This window comes from Streptomyces sp. NPDC107498 (genome assembly GCF_055582805.1).
The window spans coordinates 331,271-347,009 of sequence record NZ_JBVJPE010000005.1 but is presented as its reverse complement, the minus strand read 5'-3'; the positions used below and the strand labels follow the sequence as shown (position 1 = coordinate 347,009).

General features: G+C 73.9%; 15 protein-coding genes. 9 read left to right on the top strand and 6 right to left on the bottom strand.

The window, feature by feature from the left end; genetic code table 11:
* The first annotated feature begins 156 nt into the window (after positions 1 to 156).
* Complete coding sequence (locus ACZ66Z_RS12090; protein ID WP_469933844.1) at positions 157 to 1,197, top strand: isopenicillin N synthase family dioxygenase; 1,041 nt, start codon at positions 157 to 159, stop codon at positions 1,195 to 1,197.
* 147 nt (positions 1,198 to 1,344) lie between these two features.
* Here ACZ66Z_RS12090 and ACZ66Z_RS12085 read toward each other — a convergent pair whose 3' ends face one another.
* Positions 1,345 to 2,445, bottom strand: a complete 1,101-nt coding sequence (locus ACZ66Z_RS12085; protein ID WP_469933843.1) for a citrate synthase 2 — start codon at positions 2,443 to 2,445, stop codon at positions 1,345 to 1,347.
* Between the two features lie 195 nt (positions 2,446 to 2,640).
* On the opposite strand from ACZ66Z_RS12085, the gene pdxH reads away from it, so the two are divergent.
* Positions 2,641 to 3,297, top strand: coding sequence for a pyridoxamine 5'-phosphate oxidase (gene pdxH, locus ACZ66Z_RS12080; protein WP_469933842.1), 657 nt, complete (start codon positions 2,641 to 2,643; stop codon positions 3,295 to 3,297).
* A 359-nt stretch (positions 3,298 to 3,656) separates the two neighbouring features.
* Entirely contained in the window at positions 3,657 to 4,979 is a 1,323-nt protein-coding gene (locus ACZ66Z_RS12075; protein ID WP_469933841.1) for a PAS domain-containing protein, read from the top strand.
* Positions 4,980 to 5,074: 95 nt separating this feature from the next.
* Here the strand turns inward: ACZ66Z_RS12075 and ACZ66Z_RS12070 are convergent, their stop codons facing one another.
* Positions 5,075 to 5,425, bottom strand: coding sequence for a winged helix-turn-helix transcriptional regulator (locus ACZ66Z_RS12070; RefSeq protein ID WP_469933840.1), 351 nt, complete (start codon positions 5,423 to 5,425; stop codon positions 5,075 to 5,077).
* A 62-nt stretch (positions 5,426 to 5,487) separates the two neighbouring features.
* Between ACZ66Z_RS12070 and ACZ66Z_RS12065 the strand changes: the two genes are divergently transcribed.
* A complete protein-coding gene (locus ACZ66Z_RS12065; RefSeq protein ID WP_469933839.1) occupies positions 5,488 to 6,375 on the top strand; it encodes an NAD(P)-dependent oxidoreductase in 888 nt (295 codons plus the stop codon).
* A gap of 105 nt (positions 6,376 to 6,480) precedes the next feature.
* Positions 6,481 to 6,798 (top strand): hypothetical protein, encoded by a 318-nt coding sequence (locus tag ACZ66Z_RS12060; RefSeq protein WP_469933838.1) that lies wholly within the window; start codon positions 6,481 to 6,483, stop codon positions 6,796 to 6,798.
* A 36-nt stretch (positions 6,799 to 6,834) separates the two neighbouring features.
* On the opposite strand, the gene ACZ66Z_RS12055 is transcribed toward ACZ66Z_RS12060, so the two are convergent.
* Positions 6,835 to 7,590 (bottom strand): SIS domain-containing protein, encoded by a 756-nt coding sequence (locus tag ACZ66Z_RS12055; protein ID WP_469933837.1) that lies wholly within the window; start codon positions 7,588 to 7,590, stop codon positions 6,835 to 6,837.
* Between the two features lie 184 nt (positions 7,591 to 7,774).
* On the opposite strand from ACZ66Z_RS12055, the gene ACZ66Z_RS12050 reads away from it, so the two are divergent.
* The 4 genes from ACZ66Z_RS12050 (at position 7,775) to ACZ66Z_RS12035 (ending at position 12,350) form a co-directional block, all read left to right on the top strand.
* A complete protein-coding gene (locus ACZ66Z_RS12050) occupies positions 7,775 to 8,464 on the top strand; it encodes a metal-dependent transcriptional regulator (protein ID WP_469933836.1) in 690 nt (229 codons plus the stop codon).
* Positions 8,465 to 8,924: 460 nt separating this feature from the next.
* Positions 8,925 to 9,983, top strand: a complete 1,059-nt coding sequence (locus ACZ66Z_RS12045; RefSeq protein ID WP_469933835.1) for an alpha/beta fold hydrolase — start codon at positions 8,925 to 8,927, stop codon at positions 9,981 to 9,983.
* 84 nt (positions 9,984 to 10,067) lie between these two features.
* Positions 10,068 to 11,297 carry an FG-GAP-like repeat-containing protein gene (locus ACZ66Z_RS12040; protein WP_469933834.1) on the top strand — a complete coding sequence of 410 codons (1,230 nt, stop codon included), beginning with the start codon at positions 10,068 to 10,070 and terminating at the stop codon, positions 11,295 to 11,297.
* 165 nt (positions 11,298 to 11,462) lie between these two features.
* Positions 11,463 to 12,350 (top strand): aminoglycoside phosphotransferase family protein, encoded by an 888-nt coding sequence (locus ACZ66Z_RS12035; RefSeq protein ID WP_469933833.1) that lies wholly within the window; start codon positions 11,463 to 11,465, stop codon positions 12,348 to 12,350.
* Between the two features lie 35 nt (positions 12,351 to 12,385).
* On the opposite strand, the gene ACZ66Z_RS12030 is transcribed toward ACZ66Z_RS12035, so the two are convergent.
* The 3 genes from ACZ66Z_RS12030 to ACZ66Z_RS12020 form a co-directional block, all read right to left on the bottom strand.
* Positions 12,386 to 14,008, bottom strand: coding sequence for a transporter (locus ACZ66Z_RS12030; RefSeq protein WP_469933832.1), 1,623 nt, complete (start codon positions 14,006 to 14,008; stop codon positions 12,386 to 12,388).
* The gene (locus ACZ66Z_RS12025) at positions 14,008 to 14,865 is read right to left on the bottom strand and encodes an ABC transporter ATP-binding protein (RefSeq protein ID WP_469933831.1); all 858 of its coding nucleotides are present in this window, start codon (positions 14,863 to 14,865) and stop codon (positions 14,008 to 14,010) included. Before ACZ66Z_RS12025 ends, ACZ66Z_RS12030 begins: the two co-directional genes overlap by 1 nt.
* A 75-nt stretch (positions 14,866 to 14,940) precedes the next feature.
* Positions 14,941 to 15,606 carry a bifunctional DNA primase/polymerase gene (locus ACZ66Z_RS12020; protein WP_469933830.1) on the bottom strand — a complete coding sequence of 222 codons (666 nt, stop codon included), beginning with the start codon at positions 15,604 to 15,606 and terminating at the stop codon, positions 14,941 to 14,943.
* Positions 15,607 to 15,739 lie beyond the last annotated feature (133 nt).

Here is a 15,739-nt window from a genome sequence, read left to right as displayed (position 1 = left end):
CACGAGCATGGCCTGTCGCCGCTCCGCCTGACCTTCCGGGGTACCACTCCACGCCCCCGCGGTCCTTCGTACAGAGCCCCAGCCGACCGGCACCCGTGGCCCCCGCCCCACCCTCGGCGGCCGCCCCGGGCACCCGTATACCCCGCGGACGCACACATGACGAACAGCTCGTACTCCTCGCAGCTCCCCATCGTGGACCTCTCGGCCGCAGACCGGGACCCACAGGCCAGGAAGCTGCTCCACGCCCAGCTCCACTCGGCCGCCCACGACGTGGGCTTCTTCCAGCTCATCGGGCACGGCGTCACCGAGGCCGAGACGCAGGCCCTCACCTCGGCCATGCACGCCTTCTTCGCCCTGCCCGAGGCCGACCGGCTCGCCCTCGACAACATCAACTCGCCGCACTTCCGCGGCTACACGCGCATCGGCGACGAGCGCACCGGCGGCGCCCGCGACTGGCGCGACCAGCTCGACATCGGCGCCGAGCGGCCCGCCCGCACCCCCGGCCCCTGGGAGGCCCCGTACTGGTGGCTCGAAGGCCCCAACCAGTGGCCCGCCGCCCTCCCCGAGCTCCGCACGGCCGCCCTGCACTGGATCGACCGCCTCAGCGGCGTCGCCGAGCGCCTCCTCCACGAGCTGCTCGCCTCCATCGGCGCGCCCGAGGACTTCTACGACGACATCTTCGGCCCGCGCGCCCACCCGCACCTCAAGCTGGTGCGCTACCCGGGCAGCAGCGGCGAGGGCGACGACCAGGGCGTCGGCGCGCACAAGGACTACGGCTTCCTCACCCTGCTGCTCCAGGACCACGTCGGCGGGCTCCAGGTGCAGCGCGAGGACGGGAGGTTCCACGACGTGCCGCCGCTGCCGGGCGCCTTCGTCGTCAACCTGGGCGAGCTCCTGGAGGTCGCCACGAACGGCTACCTGATCGCCACGAACCACCGGGTGGTCTCGCCGCCCGGGGCGACGGAACGATTCTCCGTGCCGTTCTTCTACAACCCGCGCCTCGACGCCCGGATCACGCCGCTCCGGTTCCCGTTCGCGGACCGCGCGCCCGGCGTCACGACCGACCCGGCGAACCCGCTGTTCGCCGAGTACGGACGCAACGAGCTGAAGGGCAAGCTCCGCGCCCACCCGCTGACCACGGCCCGCCACCACGCGGACCTGCTGCTCGCGCAGGAGCAGCAGGCCCAGCTGGTGTAGACGGGGTCCCGGCGGCCCGGGCGGGGTCCGGGCCGCCTGCGCGGGACCGGCCCGGACCGCCTGTGCGGGGTCGGTCCGGGCCGGTCGTGCGGGACCCGCCCGTACGGCGCCCGCTCGTGCGGGACCGCCCGTGCGGGGCCGGTGGCCCTAGCCGGCGATGTCGGCGTAGCCCTCGATCTCGCGCGGGTTCCGCTGGCCGGGGCCCGTGTAGCGGGCCGAGGGGCGCACGAGGCGGCCGGTGCGCTTCTGCTCCAGGATGTGCGCCGACCAGCCGGCCGTACGCGCGCACGTGAACATCGACGTGAACATGTGCGCCGGGACCTCGGCGAAGTCGAGCACGATCGCCGCCCAGAACTCCACGTTCGTCGCCAGGACCCGGTCGGGACGGCGGTTGTGCAGCTCCTCCAGGGCGGCCTTCTCCAGGGCCTCGGCGACCTCGAAGCGCGGCGCCGCCAGCTCCTTGGCCGTACGGCGGAGCACGCGCGCGCGGGGGTCCTCGGCGCGGTAGACGCGGTGACCGAAGCCCATGAGGCGCTCGCCCTTGTCGAGGGCCTGCTTCACGTACGCGGTGGCGTCGCCGGTCCGCTCGATCTCCTCGATCATGCCGAGGACGCGGGAGGGCGCGCCGCCGTGCAGCGGGCCGGACATGGCGCCCACGGCACCGGAGAGCGAGGCGGCCACGTCCGCGCCGGTGGAGGCGATGACGCGCGCGGTGAACGTGGAGGCGTTCATGCCGTGCTCGGCGGCGGAGGTCCAGTAGGCGTCGACGGCCTTGACGTGCTTCGGGTCGGGCTCGCCGCGCCAGCGGATCATGAAGCGCTCGACGATGGACTCCGCCTTGTCGATCTCGCTCTGCGGGACCATCGGGAGGCCCTGGCCGCGCGCGGACTGCGCGACGTACGAGAGGGCCATGACGGCCGCGCGGGCGAGGTCGTCGCGGGCCTGCTCGGCGGAGATGTCCAGGAGCGGTTTGAGGCCCCACACGGGCGCGAGCATCGCGAGCGCGGACTGCACGTCGACGCGGATGTCACCGGAGTGCACGGGGATCGGGAACGGCTCGGCGGCCGGCAGGCCCGGGTTGAACGCGCCGTCGACGAGCAGGCCCCAGACGTTCCCGAAGGAGACGTGACCGACGAGGTCCTCGATGTCGACCCCGCGGTAGCGAAGGGCGCCGCCCTCCTTGTCGGGTTCGGCGATCTCCGTCTCGAACGCGACGACTCCCTCGAGCCCGGGTACGAAGTCGGACATCAGGCGGCTCCTCTATCGATGATCGATCAACCGTGTCGGTCGATGGTGGGGAATCAACAGTCATCCAGCCGAAGAGTCTGTACGGTTCCGATGATGCGGGGAAGCGTGACATCCGGCACACTGCGCCGATCCGGCGAGAGAGGATTAACGCCCCGTCGTGCCGGGCAGACTGGGCCGCTGCGGCAGGATGGCCCTGTGACCGACGCCCTGGATCCCGCCGACATGCGCGAGCAGTACCGCACCACGGAGCTGTCCGCGGCCGACCTCGCCCCCGAACCGATCGGACAGTTCGCCCGCTGGTTCAAGGAGACCGTCGCGAATCCGGCCATCCACGAGCCGAACGCGATGATCGTCTCGACGGCGACCCCCGAAGGCCGCCCGTCGTCCCGCACGGTCCTCCTGAAGCACTACGACGAGGCCGGCTTCGTCTTCTTCACCAACTACGAGTCCCGCAAGGGCAGGGAGCTGACGGCCAACCCGTACGTCTCGCTGCTCTTCCCCTGGCACCCGCTGGCCCGCCAGGTCATCGTCACCGGCCGCGCGGCCCGCGTCGGCCGCGACGAGACGGTCGCCTACTTCCGCACCCGCCCCCACGGCTCCCAGCTCGGCGCCTGGGCCAGCCCCCAGTCCACGGTGATCCCGTCCCGCGCCGACCTCCTCGCCCGCTACGAGGAGCTGGCCGCCCGCTACCCCGAACCCGAGAAGGTCCCGGTCCCCCCGGAGTGGGGCGGCATCCGCGTCGTCCCCGAGACGGTCGAGTTCTGGCAGGGCCACGAGAACCGCCTCCACGACCGCCTGCGCTACGTCCAGGAGGCGGACGGAACCTGGCGGGTGGAGCGCCTGGCGCCCTGACGGGCCCCGGAAACGCAGACGACCCGTGAGTCTCGGCTCCGTCCGCCTAGGTTCGGACGGAAGCCGGCCGGCCGGACTTGCCGGCGACTCACGGGTCGGGTGACTGCGTTGGTGTTCGGCAGAAGGCCTGCCGAGGTGCACAGAGTGCGACTGTCAGGCCTCAGCCCGCAGCCACCTCACGAGTCCGAAAAGAAACCATTTTTTCGGATCACCTCCTTTCGCGTGTACTCACACACTACGAACGGTCCGCCCCCCGCTCAAGCGATTTATGCGGGTGATTCGAAACGAATGATTTGCACGAAGGTGATGTGCTCTGCATCACGTTCCAGTTGAATGGTCGCAGCATGGGGGGTGCCTGGATGAGCGCATTCACAGAGGCCACGAGCGACGCCGTGTCCGTCCCGGGGGCGGATCTGCTGGCCGCGCTGCTCGACGGGATGGACGCGGCGCTCTGCGCGTTCGACGCCGACGGGACGATCACGCACTGGAACCGGGAGGCCGAGCGGATCCTCGGCTGGACCGCCGCCGAGGCGGTCGGGCGGCGCGGGTTCGAGGGGTGGGCGGCGCGGAGCGCGGACGCCGAGGAGACCCTGGGCCGGCTGATGGGGGCCATGAAGGGCCCCGGGCGCCAGGTCCACGAGTTCGTGCTGCTGCGCAAGGACGGCGGGCGGGTGCTCGTGCGCAGCCAGGCCGCGGGCGTGCGCGGCGCGGACGGCAGTCCGGCGGGCGTGTACTGCGCGTTCAGCGAGGTCCACGTCCAGCTCGATCTGGAGCGGTCCGTGGCCCTCAGCGAGGCCCTGTTCGACGACGCCTCCTGGGGCGTCGTCCTCGTCGACGCCGACCTGCGCCCCGCCATGGTCAACGCCCACGCGGCCCGTGCCTTCGGGACCGGGCGCACGGCCCTGCTCGGGCGGCCCCTCGCCGACGTCGTCGCGCACGGCGCGGAGGAGCTGGAGGCCGCCCTCCAGCACGTCCTGGCCGAGGGCACGCCGCCCGCGCCCGCCGAGGTGTGGGTGACGCTGCGGACCGCCTCGGAGGAGCGGCGCCGGTGCTGGCGTAGCGGCTTCCTGCTGCTGTCCTCGCCGATGGCGGAGGAGCCGGTGCCGCTGGGGGTGGCCTGGCTGTTCCAGGACGTCACGGAGGAGCGGCTCGCGGCGCGCGAGGCCGACCGGCTGCGGTTCCGGTGGAGCCAGTTGCACCGGGCGGGCGCGGCGGCGGCGGAGTGCGAGGACCCGGCCGAGGCGGCGACGGTCCTGCTCGACTTCGCCCTGGCCGGGTTCGCCGACCACGCCCTCGTGGACCGTCCCGCGGGGGAGCGGCGCCTCACGCGGACCCTGGCCACCCCGGCGGGCGCCGCCCCCGGCCCGTCCTCGCCCGTCGTGGGCGGCGGCATCCCGCTGCGGTACGGGCCCAGGCACCCGGCGCTCCAGGCCTGGGACCGGGCGGGCACGGTGCGGGCGAGCGCGGGCCGGACCGCCGAGGTGTGGGCGGAGGCCCACCAGTGGCCCGGGGACGCGGCCCACGCCCTGTGCGTGGTCCTGCGCTCCCGGGGCCGGACCCTCGGCGTCCTGACGTTCCTGCGGGCCGCCTGCCGCGCGTCCTTCGAGCGCGAGGACGTGGTCTACGCGGAGGCGGTGGCGTCCCGGGTGGCGACCCACCTGGACCTCGGAGACGCGCCCTAGGGCCTGTCGCACACCCACTTTTTTGTGGGTACTTGTCGGGGCCGGGCGGCCGGGAGAACCTGGTGGCGGCCCGGAAGGAGAGGAAAGCGCGGGCCTCAGGAGGCGGCGGACGCCTCCTGCACCCGGTCCAGCCGGCGATGGCCCCAGTCCGACAACGGGCCGAGCAGTACGGACAGTTCGCGTCCGAACTCCGTCAGCGAGTAGACGGTCTTCGGCGGCAGCACGTCGTGCACCTCGCGGTGCACGAGACCGTCCGTCTCCATCTCCCGCAGCTGCTGGGTCAGCACCTTCTCGCTGATCGCCGGGAGCCTGCGGCGCAGTTCGCCGGGCCGGTGCGGTCCCGACTCCAGCAGCCACAGCAGCGACGTCTTCCACTTGCCGTCGATCACGGCGATCGCGGCCGTCACGCCGCAGACGTTCGTGTCCCGGGCCTTGAGCCGTGTCATCCGCGTCCTTCTCCTTCTTCGGTCGTCCTCGTGTGTCCCCGTACCTGCAAGGGAGTTCAGCCATGTCTTCTTCCCGTCAGTCCCCCTCCGTCACCGTCCTCGGCCTCGGGCCGATGGGCCGGGCCCTCGCCGGCGCGTTCCTGGACGCCGGGGTGCGGACCACCGTGTGGAACCGCACCCCGGGCAAGGAGGGCGATCTCGGTACGCGCGGCGCGGTCCCGGCGGCGAGCGCCGGGGAGGCGGTCGCCGCGAGCGCGCTCACGGTGGTCTGCCTGGTCAACTACGACGCCACGGACTCCGTCCTGCGGCAGCCCGCCGTCACGGACGCGCTCAAGGGCCGGACCGTCGTCAACCTGAGCGCCGACACCCCCGGGCGGGCCCGGGACACCGGCCGCTGGGCGGCGGAGCACGGCATCGGCTACCTGGACGGGGCGATCATGACCCCGACGCCGACCATCGGGACGCCCGCCGGGGTGTTCCTGCACAGCGGACCCGAGCCGCTGTACCGCGAGCACCGGGCGGTGCTCGACGCGCTGGGCGGTTCCCACACGCACCTCGGCGAGGACGTCGGCCGGGCCGCCGCCTACGACGTGGCGCTGCTCGACGTCTTCTGGACGGCGATGACGGGGTACGTGCACGCCCTCGCGGTGGCCCGCGCGGAGGGGATCACGGCGCGGGAGCTCGCGCCGTTCGCCCGGGGCATCGGGGCGATCCTGCCGCCGCTGTTCCAGGAGTGGGCCGAGGACGTGGACGGCGGCTCGTACTCGGGCGAGGGCAATCCGCTCACCTCGGCCGTGTCGACGATGGGCCACGTCGTGCACGTCGCCGAGGCGCACGGCATCGACGCGAGCGTCATGCGCGCGGCGGAGGCCCTGGCGCGCCGGGCGGTGGACCTGGGGCACGGCGCGGACGGCTTCACGCGCGTGACGCAGGTGATGGAGCGCGTCTGACCGGCAACGGGGCGGGCCGGACACTGCCGGGTTCCGGCATGGCGGGCAGCGGCGGAGCAGGACGACCATGGGGTTCTCCGGTCGGACCGGAAGAGGGGGGATCCCATGGTGTGGGTGGTGGGAGCGGGCATGCTCCTGGGAGTGCTGTCGGTCGTGCTGGGCGTGGTGACGTTCCGGACGGGGTGGGTGCCGCCCTGGTCGCGCCGGCACGTCATGCGGCCCCGGCTGATGGGTGCCGGGGCCGTCCTGACGGGCCTGGCCGTCTTCCTGCCGGGCCTGGTGTACTTCGGCGTCCTGCGGGAGCTCTCCTGGGAGGCCCGGTTCTTCGGGCAACTCGCGCTCATGCTCTCCGGCCTCGTCTGCATCGGCCTGAGCCAGCTGCTGGGTCCGCCGCGCGAGAGGGCCCCGCACCCGGCCGCCTAGCCCGTACGGGGCCCGGCGGCCCGGTCCGTACGGGGTTCAGCGCCGGTAGAAGATCCGGTCGCCGTACTCGCTCATCACGCGGCCGTTCCACTCGTGGCCGCCGTCGACGTTGCCGGAGCGCAGCAGCGGCGGCTCGATGCCGAGGCGTACGAGCTCCTCGGCGGCGGCGGCCATGGTGGCCTGCATGAGGGCGCAGGTGACGACGGTGGAGGCGGGGGCGAAGGGGGCCTCGATGCCCTCGTGGGCGAGCTCCGCGTCCCCGACGGCGATCCTCGAGTCGAGGACGACGTCGCAGTGGTCCTTGAGGTACGTCCCCGACACGTGGCGCGACTTCGTCTCCGTCGCGTACGCCACCGAGGTGACGCCGATGACGGTGAGGCCGAGCGCGCGGGCGTTCATGGCCATCTCCACGGGCAGTGCGTTGCGCCCGGAGAGGGAGATGACGATCAGGACGTCGCCGGCCCTGGCGGGGGACGAGTCGAGGACCGCTCCGGCGAGGCCGTCGACGCGCTCCAGGGCGGAGCCGAGGGTGGCGGGCACGACGTCGACGCCGACGGCGCCGGGGACGGCGAGCAGGTTCATCAGGGCGAGGCCGCCGGCCCGGTAGACGACGTCCTGCGCCGCGAGCGAGGAGTGTCCGGCGCCGAAGGCGAAGAGCCGGTTGCCGTTCGCGACGGCCGCGGCGATCGCGGCCCCGGCGGCGGCGACCTCGGCGGAGTCCCCGTCGCGGACCTCCTTGAGCAGGCCGATCGCGGCGTCGAAGAACTGTCCGGCCAGCTTGCTCTCGCCCATCGCGGCGGCTCCTTCTCGTCGTGGCTGCCCTCGGCCCTCGTCGCGCGCTCTCGCCGAGGTCGCGGATCACGGTGCGGTCTGGACCATTGCTCTGTCAATACCGCCTCACCCGGCGTGACCCGGTTGTCGGCCCGATGCGCAACAATTGCGGCAGGGCCAGCGCACGACTCATCGAGGGGCACGTATGTCCGGACTGATCGACACAACGGAGATGTATCTCCGCACCATCCTCGAGCTCGAGGAAGAAGGTGTGGTCCCGATGCGTGCCCGGATCGCGGAGCGGCTCGACCAGAGCGGCCCGACGGTGAGCCAGACGGTGGCCCGGATGGAGCGCGACGGCCTGGTGGCCGTGGCGAGCGATCGCCATCTGGAGCTCACGGACGAGGGCCGGCGCCTCGCCACCCGGGTGATGCGCAAGCACCGCCTGGCCGAGTGCCTGCTCGTCGACGTGATCGGCCTGGAGTGGGAGCAGGTCCACGCCGAGGCCTGCCGCTGGGAGCACGTGATGAGCGAGGCCGTGGAGCGGCGGGTCCTGGAGCTGCTGCGTCACCCGACGGAGTCGCCGTACGGGAACCCGATCCCGGGCCTGGAGGAGCTGGGCGAGAAGGCGGAGGCCGAGGCCTTCCTCGACGACTCGATGGTGTCGCTCGCCGACCTGGACGCGAGCGAGGGCAAGACGGTGATCGTCCGCCGGATCGGCGAGCCGATCCAGACGGACGCCCAGCTGATGTACACGCTGCGGCGGGCGGGCGTGCAGCCCGGCTCGGTGGTGTCGGTGTCGGAGTCGCCGGGCGGTGTCCTGGTGGGCAGCAGCGGCGAGGCCGCGGAGCTGGACGCGGAGGTCGCGGCGCACGTGTTCGTCGCGAAGCGCTGAGTCCTTCCCGTACGGAGTGAGGGGCGCCCCGCCGGCCACGGCGGGGCGCCCCTCGTCGTGCCGGTCCGGCCCCGGGGCCGAACGAACTGTCGTGCGCCCCGTTTTACGCCGGAATCGCCACGCCCGCGCCCTCGTCGTGCCACGCTGGTACGAGCGGGGCGACGAGCGGGCGCGGGGGTGGGGCCATGAGGGCGACGGACGACAGAGGGCCCCGGCGCCTTCCGGCGCCGGGGCCTGTCCTCCCCTGTGCTGACCTGGAGCCCCGAGCTCTCAAGGTCATTCCCCTCGGACCGTTTTTCCCCGAGCGGTCCGCCTCCCGTTCAAGATCTCCCCTCGGTGGTGCGCATCAACCCCTGAGCCCTGTCACTCGAACGAGGGGTGTTGTGTGGCAGGAGCGCATTTTCGAATGCGAGTTCGATAGTCTGGCGAGGTTCGACGGAAAAGAGGGGGTGCCGGATCCATGGCGCGACGACTCGACGTCACCGGGGCCGACGGCGTCCGACTGACGGCCTGGGACTACACGGCCCCGGCCCAGGCCGGTCCACCCCGTACGACCCCGGCCCATCCGGGCCCGGCCCACACGACCCCGGCCCCCACCGCCCCGGTCCACACGGCCGGGCCCGGCAGCCGCGGGATCGTCCCGCAGCCCGAACCGGACGCCACCCCCCGCCCCGGCGGCCGTCCCGTCCCCCGCCCCGCACGCGCCCCGCAGGCCCCGACGGCGCCGGAGCGGCAGGCACCGGGGGTTCCCGCGTCCGGGGTGTTACTCCTCCACGGGCTGATGGGCCACGCCGGCCACTGGGCCCCCGCCGTCCGTCGGCTCACCGGCGGCCATCGGGTCGTCGCCCTGGACCAGCGCGGCCACGGCGCGAGCGAGAAGCCCGCCGGCGGCCCCTTCACGCGTGAGGCGTACGTGGCGGACGCCGCCGCCGTCGTCGAGCGGCTCGGCCTCGGCCCGGTCACCCTCGTCGGCCACTCCATGGGCGCCCTGACCGCCTGGCAGCTGGCCGCCGAGCGCCCCGACCTCGTCCGCGCCCTCGTCATCTGCGACATGCGGGCCTCGGCCCTCGGCGCGGCCTCGCAGCGCGCCTGGCAGGACTGGTTCCGCGGCTGGCCCGCGCCCTTCCCGTCCCTGGAGGCCGTGCACCGCTGGTTCGGCGACGAGGACCCGTGGGTGGAGACCCCGAACCCGGCGCGGGGCGCCTTCTTCGCCGAGGTGATGGCCGAGCGTCCCGACGGCTGGCGCCCGGTCTTCGACCCGGAGCAGATGCTGACCTCCCGCGAGACCTGGGTCCACGACGCCCACTGGGACTCCCTCGCCCAGGTCCGCTGCCCCACCCTCGTCGTCCGCGGGCTGGACGGCGAGCTGGGCCGAGCGGAGGCCCAGGAGATGGTCCGGGTCCTGCCCCACGGGGCGTACGCGGAGATCCCCGACGCGGGCCACCTCCTCCACTACACCCACCCGGAGGCCTGGAGCGAGGCGGTGGAGCCGTTCCTGAACGGCGTGCTGACCCCCTGACGGCACCCGCCGGAACGGCGCACGGTACGGTCCTTCCCACGGCGCGTCGAGCAGCACGTCTCCGCGCCGGTGGGAGGGAACTCGATGCGCATTTCCATGCTGCGGCGCGTGGCCACGGTGGCCACGACGCTGGGGCTCACCTCGCTCGGCCTCTTCGGCGCGGGCGCGGCGCCGGCGCAGGCCGCGATCAGCGACTGTCCGTCCGGCTACTTCTGTGCCTGGAAGTCCGACAACGGCACCGGCACCATGTACAAGACGAACGTGAACCGGGCGACGCTCGGGACCTGGGACAACGCGTTCCGCTCGATCGTCAACCACACGAACAAGTACCTCTGCCTGTACGACGGGCCGAACTACGACGTCGACAGCGGCACCAACGTCTGGCGTCCGGATCCGGCGGGCACCGAATGGGGTTACCCGGGGAACACCGTCAGTTCGGTGAAGCTCGTGCCCACCGAGCGCGAGTGCGTCGGGACCGCCTATCCGAAGTGGAACGCGTACACCGCCCCCAAGGCGGCGGGCTTCGGCGACCTGAACGCCGACCGGAGGTCGGACGTCCTGGCCCGTGACGAGGCGGGCCGTCTGTGGTTCCTGCCCGGCGACGGCACGGGCAAGCTCGTGGGAGCGGGCGGCTGGGGCGCCATGAACGCCCTCTCCCGGCACGGCGACTTCACCGGCGACGGCCGCGAGGACGTCATCGCCCGCGAGGCGGCCACGGGCAGGCTGTGGCTCTACCCGGGCACCGGCACGGGAGCCCTCGGCAGCCGCAGGCTGATCGGCTCCGGCGGCTGGAACGGCATGAGCAGGATCACCGCGTACGGCGACCTGACCGGCGACGGCCGCTCCGATCTGCTCGCCGTCGAGCCGTCCACGGGCAAGCTCTGGGCCTACCCCGGCACGTCCGCCGGCACCCTGGGCGCGCGCAGGCTGATCGGCGCGGGCGGCTGGAACGCCATGAACGCGCTGGTCGCGCCGGGCGACATGAACGGCGACGGCAAGGCCGACCTGATCGCCCGCGAGGCGTCCACCGGCAAGCTCTGGTTCTACCCGGGCACGGGCACCGGCGCCTTCGGCTCCCGCGTGCTGATCGGTTCCGGCGGCTGGAACGTCATGGCCTCGTTCCTCGCGGTCGGCGACATCGGCGGGGACGGCCTCAACGACCTGGCCACCGTCACCACCAGCGCCTACGTCGGCGAGGGCTGCAGGGGCGTGGGCTGCCTGGTCCTCTACGGCGGCAAGGGCACGGGCGCGCTGAACCCGGGCCTCCCGGAGAGCTGGGAGATCGACTGGTCCCACCTGCGCGGCACGTTCTGATCCAGCCGGCAGCGAGCGAGGGCCCCCACCCGCCGGGTGGGGGCCCTCGCTCGTCACGTCGCCGGGCCGGACGCGCCCCGGGCCGCGGTCGCGGCGGGGGCCGTCGTCGCGGTGGCCGCCGCGCGTACGCTCCGAGCCGGTGGGCCATCGGAAGGGGAGGTCGTCATGAGGGACGCCGTGGACGTCGACGAGAGCCTGGTCCGGGCCCTGCTCCAGGACCAGCACCCGGACCTGGCGGAGCTGCCGATCAGCGGGGTCCCGGGCGGCTGGGACAACCGACTGTGGCGCGTAGGGGACGAGTTGGCCGTACGGATGCCCCGTACCGAACGGGCCCCCGACCTGCTGCGCAAGGAGCACCGCTGGCTGCCGGCCCTGGCGCCGCTGCTTCCGCTGCCCGTGCCCGTCCCCCTGCGCGCCGGGGAGCCGTCCGCGCGCTTCCCCCGGCTCTGGACGGTCGCCCGCTGGGTCCCGGGGGAGCCGGGCGACGCCGTGCCCGTCACGCGCGGCGACCACGCGGCCGAGGCCCTGGCGGGGTTCCTGCGGGCCCTCCACCGCGAGGCGCCCGGGGAGGCCCCCGCCAACCCGGACCGGGGCGTGCCCCTGGAGGACTTCGCGGGGCGGTTCGAGGAGGGGTTCCCGCTCCTCGCCGAACACGCCGACCCGGGGGCCGTGCGGCGGACGTGGGAGGACGCCCTCGCGGCCCCCGCCCGGCAGGGCCCTCCGCTGTGGCTGCACGGGGACCTGCACCCCGCGAACGTCGTCGTCGCGGACGGCACCCTCGCCGGGGTGCTGGACTTCGGCGAACTCTGCGCGGGGGACCCGGCGACGGACCTCTCGGCCGCGTGGCTGCTGCTGCCGGAGGGCGCGGGCCCGCGCTTCTTCGAGGCGTACGCGCGGGCGGACGGGGCCACCGTCCGCCGCGCCCGGGGCTGGGCCCTGCTCCGCGCCGCCGGCCTCATCTCCATCGGCCGCGCCGGCGATCGCGGCCTCCCGGGCGGGAAGCCGACCTGGGGCCCGGCGGGCCGCGCCGCCCTCGCCCGCGTACTGGCCTGAGCGAAGACCGGCGCCCGCCCGGGCCCGTCGGGCACCTACCCCTTGCTGACCGCCGCCAGGATCTCCGGCAGGCGCCCCGCCGTGCGCGGGGCCGCCAGTCTGAGGCCCGCGAAGACGAGGAGGGCGCCGTAGAGCGGGCCGGCCGGGAGGAGGAGCCACAGCAGGGACTGCCGGTCGGAGACGTGGAGGTAGATCGTCGCGGCGATGAGCGGGGAGCTCAGCAGCGCCGCCGTGAGCATGCCGCCGAAGATCGAGATCCAGGCGAGCCCGGCCTGCCCCGGCACCACGTTCTTGTAGCCGCTGTCCTGGGGGACCGAGTACGGGAAGCGCGCGGAGGTCACCGCGCCCGTCCCGACCATCGCGCCGAGCAGGCCGAACGCGAGGCCGAGGCCCTCGGGGAACTGCGTCCAGTCGCCGAGGACGGCGGCCGTCACCGCGGTCACGAACACCGTGTACGGCAGCGTCACCGACAGCAGGGCCAGGGCCCGCGCCTTGAGTTCGGCGTACGCGTCGGCCGGCGTCGCGATGGTCTGCGCGACCATCCAGAACGCCGAGGTGTCCTGCCCGAACTGGTTGTACATCAGCATGCCGAGCATGCCGGAGGCGAAGCAGGCGAAGTAGATCGAGCCCGCGCCCTGGAAGGCGTTGAAGATCGGCACGATCAGGCCGATGGCGAGCGAGGTCACCCATGCCGCCTTCGTCTTCGGGTCGCGCCAGACGTACCGCAGGCTGCGCTCCATGACGGTGCCGGTGCGCCCGGCCGGAAGGATACGGGCGAGCAGCCCCGAGCCGCCGGACCCGTCACGGGCGGCGGCGGTGGCCGCGCCGATCGTGGAGCCGTCCGGCTCGACCATCAGCCGCACCAGGCTCCGCCGCCACCAGTACAGGAGCGCCACCAGGGCCGCCGCCGTGAGCAGCAGTCGGGCCACCGCGACCGCGTGGTCGCCCTCGCTCGCGGAGTCGATCGCGCCGATCGCGGCGGCCGGCGGCAGCCAGCCGACGACGGCGGCCGCCGGCTCCAGGGAGTCCAGGCCCCCGGCCCGGCCGAGCCGCTGGGCGCCGAAGTTCACGAACTGCATGCCGACCGCGATGACCAGACCGCTCAGCAGGGCCAGGTCCCGGCCCCTGCGGGAGGTGAGGAGCCGGACGTTGGCGGCGGCCACGGACCGGGACAGCGCCACGCACGTCACGGTCGCGAGCGGCACCCCGAGGACGGCGACGGCGGCGCCGGCCGCTCCGTGCGCGAGGGACAGGGACGCGCCCAGGACCAGTACGAGGGTGAGGACGGGCCCGACGCCCACGAGGGAGGCCACGAGCAGCGCCCGCACCAGCGGCCGGGGCCGCAGCGGCAGCATCACGAGCCGCGAGGGGTCCAGGGTCTCGTCGCCGCTCGGGACGAACAGCGGCATGACCGTCCAGGACAGCGCGAGGACCCCGGTGACGAGGACCGCGACCGTGGCGGCGGCCTCGTGGCCCCGCAGCAGGACGAAGGCCAGCACCGTGCCGCCGGCGAAGACGGCGCCGAAGACGATCGACGTGACGTACGCGGCGGTCCGCCCGCCGGACTGCCGCAGCCCGTTCCGCAGCAGCGACAGCTTGAGCCGTACGAAGACGGACGTGAGGGACGGTGCGGAGGCGGCGGCGGTGTCGGCGCCCATCACAGGGCCCCGCCCGCGCCCGCCCCGCCACCCAGCCAGTCCAGCGAGTCCCCGGCCGCCTCGCGGCCGTTCGCGCCGACGAGCTCGAGGAAGGCCGCTTGGAGGGAGGGCGCGGAGCCCCGGACCTCGGCCAGCGGGCCCTGTGCCCGGATCTGGCCGGCCGCCATGACGGCGACCCAGTCGCAGAGGGACTCGACGAGCTCCATGACGTGGCTGGAGAAGACGACGGTCGCGCCGGAGGCGGTGTACCGCTCCAGGACGCCGCGGATGGTCTGCGCGGAGACCGGGTCGACGCCCTCGAAGGGCTCGTCGAGGAAGAGGACCTCGGGGTTGTGGAGGAGCGCGGCGGCGAGGCCGATCTTCTTCCGCATGCCGGTCGAGTAGTCGACGACCAGCTTGTTCTGCGAGCCCGTCAGGTCGAGCACGTCGAGGAGCTGGGCCGCCCGCTTGTCGACCTCGGCGCCGGGCAGGCCGCGCAGCCGGCCGCTGTAGGCGAGGAGCTCACGGCCCGAGAGGCGCTCGAAGAGCCGCAGGCCCTCCGGCAGGATCCCGATGCGGGCCTTGACCCGGGCGACCGACTCCGGGTCGGCCCACACGTCGTGCCCGGCGACGAGGATCCGCCCGTGGTCGGGCCGCAGCAGGCCGGTGATCATGGAGAGGGTGGTGGTCTTGCCGGCGCCGTTGGGCCCCACGAGCCCGATGAACCGGCCGGCGGGCAGCACGAGGTCGATCCCGTTCACCGCGATCTGCTGCCCGAAGCGCTTCCACAGCCCCTCGACGCGTACCGCGGGCACCGCACCTTCCCCCGGTGCGGTGCCCGCTTTGTCGGACGCTCCGTCAAATGCCTGGTCAGGCATGGTCTGTCAACCCTTCGGTGGTCCCCGTCATGCGTACGGGGACACCCTAAGGGCGGGGCCGACGGGGCTCCCGGGTCACTGCGCGCGGTTCCGGACCTCCGCCGCCTCCCGGCCGCACGCGTACGCGAGGGCGCTGATCAGCTCCTCCGCGTCCGGCAGCCAGCGGTTCGCCGGGGTGGGGCGCCGTGCCCACTGGACCGCGCCGAAGCCGCCGATCCGGGTGGGCGGGGCCGCCACGTAGTGGCCCTCCCCGCGGGTGGCGAGGTCGATGGAGGCCGGGGCCCAGCCGAGCTTGCGGACGAGGTCCGGGACCTTGGTGGCGGCGCCGGGGAGCACGAAGAAGTACATGCGGCGGTCCGGGGTGCAGGTCACCGGGCCAAGCGTCAGCTCCATGCGCTCCATGCGGGCGAGGGCCAGGAAGCCGGCCGACTCGGACACCTCGATCGCGTCGAAGGTGCGGCCGGTCGGCAGCAGGATCGACGCCTTCGGCGTCTTCGACCACATCCGCCGCGCCCCGACCCCGCTCCCGGTCGCCTGGGTCGACCAGTCGGGCCTGACCGCGTGGGCGCCGGGCACGGCACACGCGTCCGCGCCGCAGGAGCAGCGCTCCCCGCCCCCGACGGCTTCCAGCCAGGTCCCGGGAAACACGTCCCAGTGCCGCTCTTCCGCGTACCGCACGGCGCTGTCCAGCAGCTGCTCGCCCCGCTGCTTGGGGATCTGTGCGGCTTCCGTGACTCCCATGGTCTCTTCCACGGTGAGCACAACTTCCCACGTCACCCGGGGTTACGGGCGCGGCGGGCGGCGTGTTGACGCATCGATCCTGCACGCGGGGCGCACGGGTGCACGGGCGGGGGCGCGTGGCGACCGGGGGAGC